Consider the following 12072-nt stretch of genomic DNA (forward strand, 5'->3'; position numbering starts at 1 on the left):
GCTCCTTACAGCTGGGCGGCAATGACCGCCGAATCGTTGTTGAACTCTTCCAGGCGCTGCCCGATGGTCAGCGGTGGCACGGACGCGCAAATGGTCTGGTAATCGTTGTCGAAGGTCTCCACCCGCGTGTGGATGGGCAGGGGCGTGATGATGGTCCACTCGTACCGGCGGCAGGTCCGTCCGTACTGTTGGATGAGCACCCGCAGCAGGTCTTGATTGTCCGCCAGTTGGGTGTCCGACAGACGGAGGGCCAGCACGTCCCAATCCCGGCCCGGCATACGTTCGTCTATTTCGATGTAGCCCACGCCCAGGCGCTGGAAGATTCGCTTGAAGCCTTCCACGGAACCAGCGTCCCTGGCGTTGGCATAGGCGTATTTGACGCGCAGCCGGTACAGGGCGAGCGGTTCGCCGTCAAAGCGGTCTATGTCCCGCTGCCAGGCGATGAGGTCCAGAATCTTCTCTGCACAGGTTTCCGGGTCCATCTGCCGGGCAGGCCAGATAGCCCAGCCCATGAGCCGGGAAAACCACCGCTGGGAGGCCTTGGCGAGCTTGGAAAGCTCCGGCCCGGCCATCCAGAACGGCAGGGAGACTTCAGGGGCGGTCTGTTCGTCAGCCATCGGCGTTTCCTTCGTTGATGGTCAGCGCGGAAAGGACCGGCAGGTCCATGGCCGAAACAATGTCGGTGGTTCTGTCGAATTCGACGGAGAGCAGATCCGGCAGGGCTTCATGCAGTTCCTTGTCCAGTTGGGAGAGGGAAAAACGGCTGTACGGCCAGGTCTTGGTCATGTCGAAGTCGGTATTCTCCCGGAAGGCGCAGCGGGTCCGGTCCTCAAGGCCTTTCTCCAGAACGGCTTTTCGCTCCTCCGAGAGATTGGGGACGGGGAAATAGGTCATGCCCAGGGCGTGCCCTGTTTCCGGCATGGGGTAACAGATCATGTCGTCGCCGTGGCCGTGGTTGCCGGAGTCGCGCACATAGGTGTTGATGTTGTCCACAAACTCCTGCGGAGGCGCGCCGGTTTCCAGCATGATGAAACAGTTTGCCGTGCCGGGGCCGCGCGGTCCGTCATGCTCGAAGTACAGGAAGTCGAGCCGAATCCCGGTGTAGCCGCCGATGATGACCTTGTAGGCCGCGTCATGGTGGAGCTGACCAACGGCGCTGAATTGATTGCGGCAGCGCAGACGCAGCTCCTCGTTGCTTTCTTCATCGGCTCCGGGAGAGGAGAGCCAATCGGCCACATTGGTGACGGAGGCAATGCCGGGGATGGGCGCGGCAAGGATGGAGTAGTAGCCGGGGCCGAGGTTGTATGCGGCCCCCTCCTTTTCGGCCTCCACCTGGGCCGAGAAGGTCAGGGTCCCATCCGGGCAGGTGGTGTCTTTGGTGACGATGACGCGGTAGATGTACCCGGCCAGGGTCGGGCTTTCGACGACCGTACCGGCGGGGATGGTCAGTTCCCCGGCGGAGGTGTCGCGGGTGAAGGAAACGAACCCCGAAGCCTTGGACGCGGGTTTGCGCTCCAGGTCCACGGCCCAGGCATAGACGTCAAGCCATGCGCCCTTGGCGTATTTCAGAAAGAGATTGGGCAGCGCCGTCTCGATGAGCAGGGCGACCAGCAGTTTGCAGGGGGCGGTGACAATGGATGTGACCAGCCGCCAGAACGGGCTCCACTTGGAATCGTTGGTGATGAGGCTTCCTTCCTCTTCGTTGATCTGCTTCCACTGCGCTTCCATTTCCGCTTCAGTGGTGGGGACTCCGGCCTCCTTCAGCATGTCTTCAAACAGTTCCTTGCTCATGCGGTCTCCAGCGTAAAATTGAGCTCCCCGAATTCGACGGTTTCCGCCTGTAGAAAGAACCGGCCCAGCTCCACTTCGGTGATCTCGCAGGATCCGGGGACGATGCGCTCGTCGTTGTCCACTTCCATGGTCAGCTTGACCAGGTTCTCCGCCTTCTTCCCTTCGTCCCGGTTGGCGACCAGCTCCACCAGCAGGCCGGATTCCCGGATCATGTTCTGAATGTCCTGGGCAATGGAATCCCGATCCCAGCAACGTTCCGGGAGGCCTCCGACGTCCAGGGTAATGTCGTCCTCGGTCAGGAGAATATCGAAATACTTTTCCGCCATGGGCTATGCCTCCATCCACAGGCTTTCTTCCAACTCCTGGCGGGTCATGTTGGAATAGAAATTGTTTTCCTGCTTGCCGATGGTTCGGCTGTTGCTGTTGGTGTTCGCCACGGTAGTGGCAATGTGCTTCGCCATGCCGCCGGGAATCGACGCCGGTTTTTTGGTGGCCTCCAGCGAAGGGGAGGAAGTGGAGTTGCCTTCGTCTTTCCCGGAAAATATTCTGGGAAGCATGCCTGTGGCCTTGTCCCACCAGTCCAGAGATTGTGCCAGTATTCCAAGCAGGCCCTTGGCTTTGTCCCACAACCAACCGATAGCATCTCCGATATGCCCCAGAAACAGGAGGATTCCTTTGCCCAGGTATGAGTTCTGGAAGGTGTCCACGAGGGCGTCCCAATGCGTGATGAACAGCTTCACCTGCCAAATGACAAAGCGGAGAGGAATCAGGAAAAAGTCGAGAGCTTTCAGGATGTTTCTTCCCCAGGTCGTATCCATCATGGCAGCTTTGATCTTGCCCCAATATACTATGAGTGCGGTTATTCCAGCGGCCATCAGGCCGATGACAAGAATGACGGGGTTGAACGCCATTGTTGCCAGTCCGCCTACTATGGCCATGATTCCCATGGCAGCGGTCAGGCCCAGCACAGCCAGGATGGCGAACCCTATAGCCTTGGTGATATTGGGATACTTGGCCATCCACTTGGTCATGATGGCAGAGGCGTTCGCCATGCCGTCGATGATCGGATCCAGGACCGGGCCAAGCCCCTGGCCCAGGGCGATGGTAATGCCTTTGATCCCCTGGGAGACTCGTTGCAGTGGGGTCACGCGCTTGGAGGCCATTTCCATGGCCTTTTCCATGCCTTTGACCTTGCCGAGTTTTTCCATGGAATCGGCAAGGCCGTCCGTGTCCGCCATCAACAGCTTGATGAGAGAGACGGCCTCATCGGATCCGAACGCTTTTTTCAGAGCGTCGGACTCGCCAACGTCCAATGAATCACCGAATTTGCCTCGAATCTTGCCCAGAATGTCCAACATGCCGAGCATGTGCCCTTGGGAATCAACAAAGGAGAGCCCCAGGGATTTTTGGGCATTGCCGACCCCGGCCAGAAACGACTTGTATTTGGTTCCTGCCTCGGAGCCGGACATTGTCGATTGCAGCTTGCCCATGACGGCCATTTGCTCGACCACGTCGATGCCCGCCGACTTTGCGTTGGCTCCCACTGAGGTGAATGCGGCGGACATCTCGGAGCCGGTGGTCTTGAAAATCTGAATGGCTGTTGCCGTCTGTCCTGCCAGTTGCTTGACCCAATTGACCTTGCCCATCCTGTTGGCTCCATCCTTGAAGATGCCGTACATGGTGCCCATGTAGTCGGTCATGGTGGAGGCATCGGACTTGCCGCCCACGGCCAGGACATTGGCAACGTTGGTGAACTCGGCCAGGTCATTGCCGTGCAGCCCATCAATGGAGGACTGAATGTCATAAGCCGAACTGGCGAAACTGTCCGCCGCCCGTCCGTATTTGATGGAGTATTGCAGCGCCTTGTCGGAGAGCCCCTTGAGTGTTTTCTGGTTCACGTCGAGGCTGTCCACGTCGCCCAGGGCCTGGCGCATTTGTTCCGCCGGATTGACAAGGGCCATGAGCGACAGCCCGGACCCGGCCACGCCTGCCGCGCCGGTACCGATCTGGGCAAAGGCCTTTTGCGAGGCGTCGGCCATGCCGGTGATGTGCTTCTGCACCTTGGCGATGGGATGCGTGATCCTGTCCAACAGGCCAATGCTGAATGTCAGCTTTTCCAGCTTCGTGCTCATTATGCCGCCTCCCTCTTGACTGCCGTAACCGATAGGGTTACGCTGCTTTCATGATTAAGAGCTTCAAGCACAAGGGGCTGGAGAAATTCTTCAGGACCGGCTCCACCAAGGGGATTCAGGCGAAGCACGCCGTCAAGCTGGAGGACATTCTTGATTCCCTGCATGCGGCCGAGGATGTCCAGGACATGAACCTCCCCGGTTTCAATCTCCACCCTCTGAGCGGGAAGCTGAAAGAACATTGGTCCGTGAAGGTCTCCGGCAACTGGCGGGTGACTTTTTACTTTGAAGACGGCCATGCGTATGTCGTCAACTACCTTGACTACCACTAAAAGGGGGGCGTCATGATTGAGAGAACGAGAAAGCCCGTTCATCCCGGCGGCATTATCCTGCGGGAGTGCATAGAGCCGCTGAATTTGTCCATCACGGCTTTTGCCGAGCAGTTGGGCGTCAGCCGCAAGACGCTTTCCAAGATCGTCAACGAGCGTGGGGCCGTGACCCCGGACATGGCCTTGCGCCTTTCGCGCACCCTCGGAACGTCTCCGAAGGTGTGGTTGAATTTGCAGCAGGGATACGACCTTTGGGTCGCCCAGCACGAGACGGACGGGTGGAAATCCGCCAAGCCCAAGGAAGAGACGGGCAACAGTGAGCTGGAAGCCTGACCGCGCTCCATGCGTAAGCCGATCCCCACGGGCGTGTTGCAATTTGACAACGCGCCCGTTTTGCTGTTTAGGTCTTGGACAGGAGCTATCAACTCCTTGACCCTTAGCGGAGACCACGCCCGATAGAAGTGGATTTTTTGCGCCCGACGGAGGGGGCAAAAGCGCATAGTTTACTATGCCGGGTGTGGGCGAATACAAGACCTTCGGGGAATAAGCCCGCCGTTCTAAGGGCGGTTGATAGCACCCGGCACCTCGCGCTTCGCGGGGTGCCATATCAAAACCCTTAGAGGAGGCACTATGTCTCATCCCGTCCGAATGACCCCGGAAGAAGCCGAGTCGCGGCTGTGGCAGATCGCCCACACGCTGGACGAACTTTCCCTTCAACAGTCCTCGATCCACGAAGGCGAGGGAGGGCTGGGAGCCACGCTCATGCTGCTGTACCATCAGCTTGAAGACTGCGCGGTCGCGTTGTATCCGCTGGCGAAAGAGTCCGCCTTCGATTAATTCCGTAACTGACAGCATCCGTAGCCCTTTTACTTGGCCCCGGTTCGGTTCCCCGACCGGGGCCTTTTACTTTATGGCCTCGACAATCCCGTTGTTGATGGCCGTCTTCATTTTCTCCCAGTGATCTGTTTCCAGAAATAGCGCTTCACCCAGCGATTGTTCGGAGATGGGAGCGTCCCCGAACCACTTCCGGTGCATGAGGATAAGCTGTGAAAGTCCATCCTCCCGGATATGCTTGGCTATGCGCTCGACTTTCCCACCATGATATTCAGGTCGGGGACGTATTCCTCGACAAGCGAGCCGACAATGTCGAGGCTTGCGCCGGGCAGCGCCAGCAGTGCCCTCAGGTCGTCCTTGCTGGCATCGTCAACCGTCCGCATAAGGAAGTTGTGGGCCGGTGCCACCTTGTTCTTGGGCTGCATTTCGTTGACGAAACGGTTGTATTCATCCACGCCCACCGTGAAAGTGATGTCCTTGTCCTTGATGGTCAGGACGATGGTCTTGTCCATGCTTTCCTCCGTTAGTTTTTGAATGTCTCGACCGCCAGGCGAAGGACCAGACCGGCCACTCCGGCGTAGCAACCCCACACCATGCGTTCGAGAGTCTTGATTTTCACTTGATGGCTCGCGCAGGCGCGCGCCTTGTTGATTTCCCGGATGTCGTCCTGGATGGCCTTGACCCGTTCATCGATGCGGACGAGCAGGTCCTGCAGGTCGTTGCGCTCCATTGTGGTCACTTCCTGGCCTCCATGAAGCGGGTAAACAGGGGCATGAGGTTCTTTACGGTGCGTTCACCGAAGAGGAAGCCCAGGACCAGAATATTGAGGGCGAGAACGAGCAGCCCCTCCGCCGTGTAGGAACCCGTGTCCGTGGTCATGGTGACCCTCCAGTTGCCGCAGAAAATCTGCCAGTCGGTGAACAGGGTGAAGCAGCCGAAGGCAGGGCGCAGGCAGCCGCGCACAAAGATGATGAGCGGGCCGATGACCGGTATCGTCTTCAGGTCCTTGGCCGTGCCTTCCAGCTCTGCCGCGCGTCGGGTCACTTCCTTGTCGGCCTGGACCGCCAGCTTCATGATGTCCCGCTCGTAGCGGAGTTCTTCCTCGCGGATCCGCCCGGACAGGTCCGCCTTTTCCTTGTCGGTCATGGAAGGGGGAAAGTAGTCCTTCACGGTATCGGCTATGGTTTTGACCACGCCGCCGCCGAAGAAATCGGTGATGGAAGAGAGGAAACCCATTATGCACCCCCGGAGGCGTCGGAAATGTGGATGTCGAAGGTGTCCTGGCCGGACGCGCGTTCCAGGAACGTCTTGAACGTGGCCCCGGAGTTCATGACCCCGCGTTTGTGGCGGAGAAAACCGAACTGTCTGCCGAGCAGCACGCAACCGTGAGTGTCGTCCTCGACATTGCCGGGGTGGAGCAGGATGTGGCTCCTGTCGGGAACGCCGGTTATCTCGAAGGTGTTGCCGAAACGGGGCGAGGCCACGCGCTCGCAGCGGTATGTCCCTTCCGGGATGCAGGAGACGTTCTGGGCGTTGTCCCGGTCTTCCGGCTCCAGGGTGACGCAATAGACCTGCCCGTCCAGCTTCAGGACGCCGAAGGTTCCTTCCTCGGACTTTTCCAAACGAATCAGCTCTGCTTTTTGGATCATGCTCCCTCCTGTTCGGCCTGGCACCTGATGCAGAGTGTCACGCCGGGGATTGCTTGGCGGCGCGCCTCCGGGATGACGTCGCCACATTCGGCGCACGTCTCCCGGCTGGGCGCGGTGGTTTGCTTCAGTCCTGCGTTGTTGAGGGCAACCTGCCGGGCGAGGCGTTCCAGGTTGCTGGCGTCGTCGCAGAAATCCATGGCCGGTGCCTAGACCAGATCCTTGATGGACGCCTCGGACAGGTACGGGACGCCGTTGATGCGGATGAAATCGGGACTGGTGACGTCGAAGGCCAGCTTGGTGACATCCTTGTCCCCGCCCTTGGTGTCGGCATCCAACAGGCTCTCGATCTTGAAGACGCAGCCGAAGGCCTCGATCTTCTTTTTCTCCTGCGAAGTCTCGGCATGGAACACGCAGTCAAAAGGCTTGTCGGCCAGGTCCTCGAAGCTTCCGGCGCTGCGGGCGGCTTCCACGATGAGGCCGAACGCAGTGGGGTCCAGCTCCATGGAACCGGATGCTCCGACATCGCCGGAGACGGTCCCGTTGGGAACACCACGGTTTTTGGCAACGCTGCGGTTGTCCTCGATGTCCAGGGATACCTTGTCGGCATGGACCAGCATGTCCCCGACATAGAAATCAAAACTTCTTCCCGAAATACGGCTCATGACGCCTCCTATTCAGCGTAGTTGGTCAGATCCAGCATGATGTGGCACTTGATGGCCTTGGGGCAGTTGTAGGGGCGGCACACCATGTAGATGGATACCTGTGTCTTGGTGGTCCACTCGATGACGATGTCGCCTTCCTTGGGCGGTTCGATCTCGCCGGGGAAGGTGATGCCCATGATCTCCACGGATTTGCTCATCTCGCGCAGGGGGCGCATGAAATAGCTCTCGTGGTAGCCGATGGAGCCGGGGGTGGAATTCAATTTGCGGTCGGCAACTTTGGCTATGGCCAGTGCGCGGACTTTGCGCATGGCCTTGTGGACGACGCGCAGGTTCTCAATGACCTGGAAGTCGCCGCCGGGGACGTCCAGGACGTTGCCGTCTCCAAAGTAAACGCCGGGATAGTCGGGATACCACTGCGGAACGGACCAGCGGCCGGTATCCAGGGCCTTGAGTTCTGCCATGGAGACTTCCACGTCGGCGTTGTCCACCGGCTTGACGGAGCGGACGCCGACAACAGGGCCGGTGGCTACGCGCATGGGGGAATCGGCTATGGTGACGGAGCGGTTGCAGAGCCGTCCGCAATAGACGCCCTGGTCGTCGTCCCATATGGTTGCCACCGGGTTGACCTGGTCGGCGGCGAGGCTGTTCAGGATGGCGTTGCGGTCGGCCACGAACTCGGCCCAGGATTCGTTTTCCGGGTCAATGGGTTTGCAGGTGGGGATGAAGATGACAGGGCGTCCGTATTCGCCTTGAATGGATTTTGCCTTGGCCTGCATGGTCTCGATATCGGCGGCAGCGGTTACGGCGTCGGTGATGACAAACGCCTCGCAGGACATCTGCGTCATGATGTAGTCCGCGGCATCGCTCCAGGTTCCGGCGGCTTCCATCGGGAATACGCCGCAGTAGAAATTCTCTCCGGCGTTCAGGACGGCGGCGGCGACCTGCTTCTTCAGGTTGCTTTCACTTTCGCCCAGGGCCGCGTCCAGGTCGGTATCGTTATTCACGGACAGCAGCGCGCCTTCATTGGTTCCGGCCCCACGACCGATGTAGACGAAGAAACGTTCGACATCGGCAATATCTCCCTGCAGTAAATTCTCTTTGTTGACATCAACAGTTCCGAGCGCCATGGCGGACTCCTATCGTTAACGGTTGCGAATTTCGGACAACGCCGTCCTGGCGAGGTCATTCAGGAATTGTTTTTCGGTTCCGGGGCGTGGGCCGAGGAAGGGGCGCGCGGCCGGTTTGACTTCCCAGCGCTGCTTGCCGTGCGTGGTGTTGTCGCGCATCTGCCGCAGGATGGTTCCGGCCTGTCCGCGCGAAAGATTTTCCATGATCCACCGGAGGGGGACTCGGCGAAGGGTGCACCCCTTGCCCTTGGGCTTGCGCACGCGCAGGCGGTAGCCTTCGGCTATCAGCGCCTTGGCCTGGGTTCTGGTGGCCGGTTTCTTGTAGTCTGGGACGCCGTAGACCTTTCGGGCCTTGGACGCCGTCCACACTTCGGGGATGCCATACTGGTGCCGGTCGGCAATTTTTGCGGTCATGCCATTGGCCCAGGTCAGATCAACCCGGTCCGTGCCGCGCATGAACGGCTTCAGCCCCTTGCCCAGGCGGCGGAGCATCTTGCGCCTTTTTCGAACGCCTTGGCGTTCCTCCATGGAGCGGCCATACACCGTGCGTTGTTGCCGCAGGTTGGTTCGGGCTTCCTTGATGACCGCCCGGCCCATGCGTTTGGTGACATTGCGCCGGGTACGCGGGGACAGGGACAACAGGTCGAGCTGCTCACGCAGGCGGAGGCGTCCGCGCGGATCCGTATCGAGCCGGAGGGGAGATTTAGGCATCATCGTCCTCCCGCCGTTTGGCTACTTCGTAGACGCCCTCGGCAACATTGATGGTGACTTGCCCCACAACGTAGGGCTTGCCGTTATAAATGATCTGGCCGTCTTCGTCGGGGATCAGATACAGCCCCTCGTCGAATTCGATGGTGATATCCACGTCGGCGGTGCCGTCGCCGTTCAGGGCGACGTCGATATCCGGGTCATTGAGGTTAAGGCGCGAGCGGTCCAGGTCGTTTTCGGAAAGCCATGCAGGGATGAAGGCCAACAGGCTATCGGCGTCCCTGTCCGGCATATTCTCGATCAGGATTCGCGCATCATATTTGAGGCGCGCGACCTCGATGCCGAGTCCCAAGTCTCTGCCGGTGCAAATATATGCTCCCTGGTCCAGGGCGGAGTAGTCGGAATCCTTGAATGCGCCGACGTCTTGCAGGGCCTTGGTCAAGGCTTTGAGCAGTCTCATATCAGTACCGCCGTGATTCGGTTTTCGCCCCGGATATCGGCCACGGCCTGCTGGGCGAACTCGTAAAATTTGCTTTCCGTCTTTTGGCTTTCCCTGGCTTCGTTGTTGGCGGATTCCCGGCGGTCAACGGTGGGGTATTGCTGCAGGAGAAAGCCCTTTGCATGGCTGTAGACGGCCCGGCGGTAGTGGACGAGGAAGACGGTTTCATCGCCGAGCCTTTCCTCGCAGGGAACGGCTTCCAGGGACGCGCAACCGTTGTCGGCATGAAGCGCTTTCCAGAATTTGAGTTCCTTGTTTGCCCAGGCCATGCCGGTCTGCAGGCCGTCCACCAGGAGTTTTTCCGCATACTCGGCAGGCATTCTGTACCGCTCCTGGAAGTCGGCTACCGGGAAATCGGGCCACCAGCCGTCGTTTTTAACAACGGTGGTTGATTCTGCGTTGGCCTTGCCGGAAAAGCTCATGTCGTCGTGTCCTTTTTGCGCTGCCCCCTTCGGCCTGCTGCCGGGCTATTGCCCGAACAGACCTTGGGGGCAGCGGCGGTGTGGAGGATCTACTTTGCGTCGTCTTCGAAGTCGTCGGGGGTGTCTCCGGCGTCTTCGAGCTTCTTGGTGACTTCGGCCAGCACGGTCTTGACGGTGGCTCCCAGGGCGAGCCCTTTTTCAAAATTATCGCGCGCGGCTTCGAGGTTTCCGGCTTGGTATTCCATGAGGCCCTTCAGCTTGAAGAACTTGGCGCGGACTTCGTCGTGTTGCGCCCAGGGATCTGTGCCGCCGGAATGGATCACCAGGTCGTAGACTTCGGAGAAATACGGTTCGGCACTGTGGCCGTCCTTGAAGGCGTCTTCGGCCCACTTGTGGATCTCGTCGGCAACAAAGGAGGGGATGTCGCGGACAAAGGCGTCCTTATCCAGCTCCAGACCCTTTTTCATGCAGTACCGGGCGACGTTCAGCGCCGGAGCCATTTGACCGGCGTCAAGGCACCAGACCATGTACCAGGGCAGCAAATCGTGCACCCAGCCCTTGTCCATGAGGCGGTTTACGTATTCGGAAAAATCCGGGATGAGATGGTCCCGCTTGTGGTTGTTTTTGTCCGACTTGGACTTCAGGGCATGGAGCGCCGTCAACGCGACCTGCAGGCCGGTATCCAACAGCTGCATAAGCTGGCCTTTGTTGACGGTTCCCTTGCCTCCGGGACCGGCATTGCCAACCTTGACCGGCTGACCTTTTTCAAACTTGGCCTGGTGGGCGCGCATCAAACTCATGGTTCCTCCAGTGGGGTGGATGCGAGGGGGCGGCAGGGACCGCCCCCTCTTGTGCAAAAACAAGGAAGACTACACCCAGGCATCGCCTGCGGCGTTTGGCACCTTGACGTTGTCGTCCAGGAATTCCAGTCCGGCGAAGGCGCGGGGTTCCTCGACCACGTAGCCTTCGTTGCGGCTGTTGAAGTCCTGGACCTGGTCCTGTTCGGGCTTGTCCTTGAGGTTGCGCCGCCAGGAACCGGACTGATGGTAGATGGACAGATTCTTGTAGCTGGTCACAACCATGGTGGAATCCGGGAAGAAGCTGGGCGTATCCCAAGGCATTCCGCCGATGGAGGCCATGGCCTGGGCTATTCCGGCCTTTTCGGAAGGCGTGTCCGCCCATTTCTTGTAGAGAATGCCGTTGCGAGCGCCGATGAGGTCCTCGCCGACGAGGACGACCAGGTCCTTGCGCAGATAGCTGGGGATGCCCTGGCGCAGATCGTGGGCAACGTCGTCCAGGTTGGCGTAGTCGGCGCCGTCCATGGTTCCTATGCGGATCTCGCCAGCGACGGCCCCACCCGTAAGGATGTTGCCGGGCAGATTGTCGCGCATGTACTGGAACCAGCCTTTGTTGACGTCTTGCAGCAGCGAGTATGTGGTAATGTCGGTGTCCGCTGCGGCGTCTACGCCGTGCCAGCCGATCATTACCCTGTCGTTGGCTATCTGCTGCTGAACGTAGGCGGTGTAGTGCGCGCCGAGGTTGGGGATTTTCTTCGCCCACATGTCCAGGATGTCATAGGGGATGAAGACGTCGGAATTGGTCTTGTAGAGCTGGTAGACCCATTCTTCCAGGCCAAGGATGTTACGCGGTTTGCGCTCCTTGGTGCCGTCGGACGTGTCGGTCCTGCCGGAAGCGGGGCTATTGGCGGATCCGAGAACATTTTTGCCGGAGAGTTCCTCGACCGGCACGACGTTGATTTTGCCGAGGAAGTTTTCCTTCTCGACGATCTTGTCCTGGAAACGCTGCTCCAGTTCGGGGACAACCGTGAACTGCTTGCCGACGTCGGTAACGCCGTAGTTTTTGGCGAGCTGAACAAGGAAGGCGGCGAAGGCCTGCTGGGTGCTGAAATTCATGCGGCCACC

At 59.4% G+C, this 12072-nt stretch carries 20 protein-coding genes; 3 read left to right on the forward strand and 17 right to left on the reverse strand.

All coding sequences use genetic code 11. From position 1 onward, the window contains the following. Positions 1–5: 5 nt before the first annotated feature. Genes ACI0FG_RS04180 through ACI0FG_RS04195 form a run of 4 tightly spaced genes read right to left on the reverse strand, consistent with a single transcriptional unit; the run spans position 6 to position 3923 of the window. Positions 6–617: a phage tail protein gene (locus ACI0FG_RS04180; protein WP_419787306.1), complete on the reverse strand. Its 612-nt coding sequence runs from the start codon at positions 615–617 to the stop codon at positions 6–8. Beyond that, the gene (locus ACI0FG_RS04185; protein WP_419787307.1) at positions 610–1791 is read right to left on the reverse strand and encodes a baseplate J/gp47 family protein; all 1182 of its coding nucleotides are present in this window, start codon (positions 1789–1791) and stop codon (positions 610–612) included. The genes ACI0FG_RS04180 and ACI0FG_RS04185 overlap by 8 nt, the downstream gene beginning before the upstream one ends. Further along, positions 1788–2117, reverse strand: a complete 330-nt coding sequence (locus ACI0FG_RS04190) for a DUF2590 family protein (protein ID WP_419787308.1) — start codon at positions 2115–2117, stop codon at positions 1788–1790. Before ACI0FG_RS04190 ends, ACI0FG_RS04185 begins: the two co-directional genes overlap by 4 nt. 3 nt (positions 2118–2120) lie before the next feature. Beyond that, on the reverse strand, positions 2121–3923 hold the full coding sequence (locus ACI0FG_RS04195; protein WP_419787309.1) for a phage tail tape measure protein: 1803 nt from the start codon (positions 3921–3923) through the stop codon (positions 2121–2123). Positions 3924–3973: 50 nt separating this feature from the next. Here ACI0FG_RS04195 and ACI0FG_RS04200 point away from each other — a divergent pair, with 50 nt between their 5' ends. The 3 genes from ACI0FG_RS04200 to ACI0FG_RS04210 all read left to right on the forward strand — a co-directional run bounded on the left by ACI0FG_RS04200 (position 3974) and on the right by ACI0FG_RS04210 (position 5086). Then, positions 3974–4252, forward strand: a complete 279-nt coding sequence (locus ACI0FG_RS04200; RefSeq protein ID WP_419787310.1) for a type II toxin-antitoxin system RelE/ParE family toxin — start codon at positions 3974–3976, stop codon at positions 4250–4252. A gap of 12 nt (positions 4253–4264) precedes the next feature. Next, positions 4265–4582, forward strand: coding sequence for a HigA family addiction module antitoxin (locus ACI0FG_RS04205; RefSeq protein ID WP_419787311.1), 318 nt, complete (start codon positions 4265–4267; stop codon positions 4580–4582). A 297-nt stretch (positions 4583–4879) separates the two neighbouring features. Then, the gene (locus ACI0FG_RS04210) at positions 4880–5086 is read left to right on the forward strand and encodes a hypothetical protein (protein WP_419787312.1); all 207 of its coding nucleotides are present in this window, start codon (positions 4880–4882) and stop codon (positions 5084–5086) included. Between the two features lie 66 nt (positions 5087–5152). On the opposite strand, the gene ACI0FG_RS04215 is transcribed toward ACI0FG_RS04210, so the two are convergent. The 13 genes from ACI0FG_RS04215 to ACI0FG_RS04275 form a co-directional block, all read right to left on the reverse strand. After that, entirely contained in the window at positions 5153–5284 is a 132-nt protein-coding gene (locus ACI0FG_RS04215) for a DUF6890 family protein (protein ID WP_419787313.1), read from the reverse strand. A 41-nt stretch (positions 5285–5325) separates the two neighbouring features. Then, a complete protein-coding gene (locus ACI0FG_RS04220) occupies positions 5326–5595 on the reverse strand; it encodes a putative phage tail assembly chaperone (RefSeq protein ID WP_419787314.1) in 270 nt (89 codons plus the stop codon). A gap of 11 nt (positions 5596–5606) precedes the next feature. Further along, a complete protein-coding gene (locus ACI0FG_RS04225) occupies positions 5607–5813 on the reverse strand; it encodes a hypothetical protein (protein WP_419788351.1) in 207 nt (68 codons plus the stop codon). Positions 5814–5818: 5 nt separating this feature from the next. Then, the gene (locus ACI0FG_RS04230) at positions 5819–6319 is read right to left on the reverse strand and encodes a hypothetical protein (RefSeq protein ID WP_419787315.1); all 501 of its coding nucleotides are present in this window, start codon (positions 6317–6319) and stop codon (positions 5819–5821) included. Further along, positions 6319–6732 carry a DUF5675 family protein gene (locus ACI0FG_RS04235; protein ID WP_419787316.1) on the reverse strand — a complete coding sequence of 138 codons (414 nt, stop codon included), beginning with the start codon at positions 6730–6732 and terminating at the stop codon, positions 6319–6321. Before ACI0FG_RS04235 ends, ACI0FG_RS04230 begins: the two co-directional genes overlap by 1 nt. Beyond that, positions 6729–6929 (reverse strand): TraR/DksA C4-type zinc finger protein, encoded by a 201-nt coding sequence (locus ACI0FG_RS04240; protein WP_419787317.1) that lies wholly within the window; start codon positions 6927–6929, stop codon positions 6729–6731. Before ACI0FG_RS04240 ends, ACI0FG_RS04235 begins: the two co-directional genes overlap by 4 nt. A gap of 9 nt (positions 6930–6938) precedes the next feature. After that, positions 6939–7394, reverse strand: coding sequence for a phage protein (locus tag ACI0FG_RS04245; protein WP_419787318.1), 456 nt, complete (start codon positions 7392–7394; stop codon positions 6939–6941). Positions 7395–7402: 8 nt separating this feature from the next. Further along, positions 7403–8521: a DUF2586 domain-containing protein gene (locus tag ACI0FG_RS04250; RefSeq protein WP_419787319.1), complete on the reverse strand. Its 1119-nt coding sequence runs from the start codon at positions 8519–8521 to the stop codon at positions 7403–7405. A gap of 15 nt (positions 8522–8536) precedes the next feature. Beyond that, on the reverse strand, positions 8537–9232 hold the full coding sequence (locus ACI0FG_RS04255; RefSeq protein ID WP_419787320.1) for a virion morphogenesis protein: 696 nt from the start codon (positions 9230–9232) through the stop codon (positions 8537–8539). Further along, on the reverse strand, positions 9225–9689 hold the full coding sequence (locus ACI0FG_RS04260; protein ID WP_419787321.1) for a phage tail protein: 465 nt from the start codon (positions 9687–9689) through the stop codon (positions 9225–9227). The genes ACI0FG_RS04255 and ACI0FG_RS04260 overlap by 8 nt, the downstream gene beginning before the upstream one ends. Continuing rightward, positions 9686–10150, reverse strand: a complete 465-nt coding sequence (locus ACI0FG_RS04265) for a head completion/stabilization protein (RefSeq protein WP_419787322.1) — start codon at positions 10148–10150, stop codon at positions 9686–9688. The genes ACI0FG_RS04260 and ACI0FG_RS04265 overlap by 4 nt, the downstream gene beginning before the upstream one ends. Before the next feature lie 89 nt (positions 10151–10239). After that, positions 10240–10950, reverse strand: coding sequence for a phage terminase small subunit (gpM, locus tag ACI0FG_RS04270; RefSeq protein WP_419787323.1), 711 nt, complete (start codon positions 10948–10950; stop codon positions 10240–10242). A 69-nt stretch (positions 10951–11019) separates the two neighbouring features. Next, complete coding sequence (locus ACI0FG_RS04275) at positions 11020–12063, reverse strand: phage major capsid protein, P2 family (protein WP_419787324.1); 1044 nt, start codon at positions 12061–12063, stop codon at positions 11020–11022. Between the last annotated feature and the right edge of the window lie 9 nt (positions 12064–12072).

Source organism: Pseudodesulfovibrio sp. 7M6, assembly GCF_050058625.1.
Classification (GTDB): domain Bacteria; phylum Desulfobacterota; class Desulfovibrionia; order Desulfovibrionales; family Desulfovibrionaceae; genus Pseudodesulfovibrio; species Pseudodesulfovibrio salinus.

What these genes read in the sequence shown, in the direction of transcription:
- ACI0FG_RS04230 (WP_419787315.1), bottom strand. Translation starts at nt 6,319, where the DNA reads ATGGGTTTCCTCTCTTCCATCACCGATTTCTTCGGCGGCGGCGTGGTC.
- ACI0FG_RS04180 (WP_419787306.1), bottom strand. Translation starts at nt 617, where the DNA reads ATGGCTGACGAACAGACCGCCCCTGAAGTCTCCCTGCCGTTCTGGATG.
- ACI0FG_RS04235 (WP_419787316.1), bottom strand. Translation starts at nt 6,732, where the DNA reads ATGATCCAAAAAGCAGAGCTGATTCGTTTGGAAAAGTCCGAGGAAGGA.
- ACI0FG_RS04190 (WP_419787308.1), bottom strand. Translation starts at nt 2,117, where the DNA reads ATGGCGGAAAAGTATTTCGATATTCTCCTGACCGAGGACGACATTACC.
- ACI0FG_RS04185 (WP_419787307.1), bottom strand. Translation starts at nt 1,791, where the DNA reads ATGAGCAAGGAACTGTTTGAAGACATGCTGAAGGAGGCCGGAGTCCCC.
- ACI0FG_RS04245 (WP_419787318.1), bottom strand. Translation starts at nt 7,394, where the DNA reads ATGAGCCGTATTTCGGGAAGAAGTTTTGATTTCTATGTCGGGGACATG.
- ACI0FG_RS04260 (WP_419787321.1), bottom strand. Translation starts at nt 9,689, where the DNA reads ATGAGACTGCTCAAAGCCTTGACCAAGGCCCTGCAAGACGTCGGCGCA.
- ACI0FG_RS04210 (WP_419787312.1), top strand. Translation starts at nt 4,880, where the DNA reads ATGTCTCATCCCGTCCGAATGACCCCGGAAGAAGCCGAGTCGCGGCTG.
- ACI0FG_RS04225 (WP_419788351.1), bottom strand. Translation starts at nt 5,813, where the DNA reads ATGGAGCGCAACGACCTGCAGGACCTGCTCGTCCGCATCGATGAACGG.
- ACI0FG_RS04275 (WP_419787324.1), bottom strand. Translation starts at nt 12,063, where the DNA reads ATGAATTTCAGCACCCAGCAGGCCTTCGCCGCCTTCCTTGTTCAGCTC.
- ACI0FG_RS04220 (WP_419787314.1), bottom strand. Translation starts at nt 5,595, where the DNA reads ATGGACAAGACCATCGTCCTGACCATCAAGGACAAGGACATCACTTTC.
- ACI0FG_RS04250 (WP_419787319.1), bottom strand. Translation starts at nt 8,521, where the DNA reads ATGGCGCTCGGAACTGTTGATGTCAACAAAGAGAATTTACTGCAGGGA.
- ACI0FG_RS04215 (WP_419787313.1), bottom strand. Translation starts at nt 5,284, where the DNA reads ATGCACCGGAAGTGGTTCGGGGACGCTCCCATCTCCGAACAATCGCTG.
- ACI0FG_RS04255 (WP_419787320.1), bottom strand. Translation starts at nt 9,232, where the DNA reads ATGCCTAAATCTCCCCTCCGGCTCGATACGGATCCGCGCGGACGCCTC.
- ACI0FG_RS04240 (WP_419787317.1), bottom strand. Translation starts at nt 6,929, where the DNA reads ATGGATTTCTGCGACGACGCCAGCAACCTGGAACGCCTCGCCCGGCAG.
- ACI0FG_RS04265 (WP_419787322.1), bottom strand. Translation starts at nt 10,150, where the DNA reads ATGAGCTTTTCCGGCAAGGCCAACGCAGAATCAACCACCGTTGTTAAA.
- ACI0FG_RS04205 (WP_419787311.1), top strand. Translation starts at nt 4,265, where the DNA reads ATGATTGAGAGAACGAGAAAGCCCGTTCATCCCGGCGGCATTATCCTG.
- gpM (WP_419787323.1), bottom strand. Translation starts at nt 10,950, where the DNA reads ATGAGTTTGATGCGCGCCCACCAGGCCAAGTTTGAAAAAGGTCAGCCG.
- ACI0FG_RS04195 (WP_419787309.1), bottom strand. Translation starts at nt 3,923, where the DNA reads ATGAGCACGAAGCTGGAAAAGCTGACATTCAGCATTGGCCTGTTGGAC.
- ACI0FG_RS04200 (WP_419787310.1), top strand. Translation starts at nt 3,974, where the DNA reads ATGATTAAGAGCTTCAAGCACAAGGGGCTGGAGAAATTCTTCAGGACC.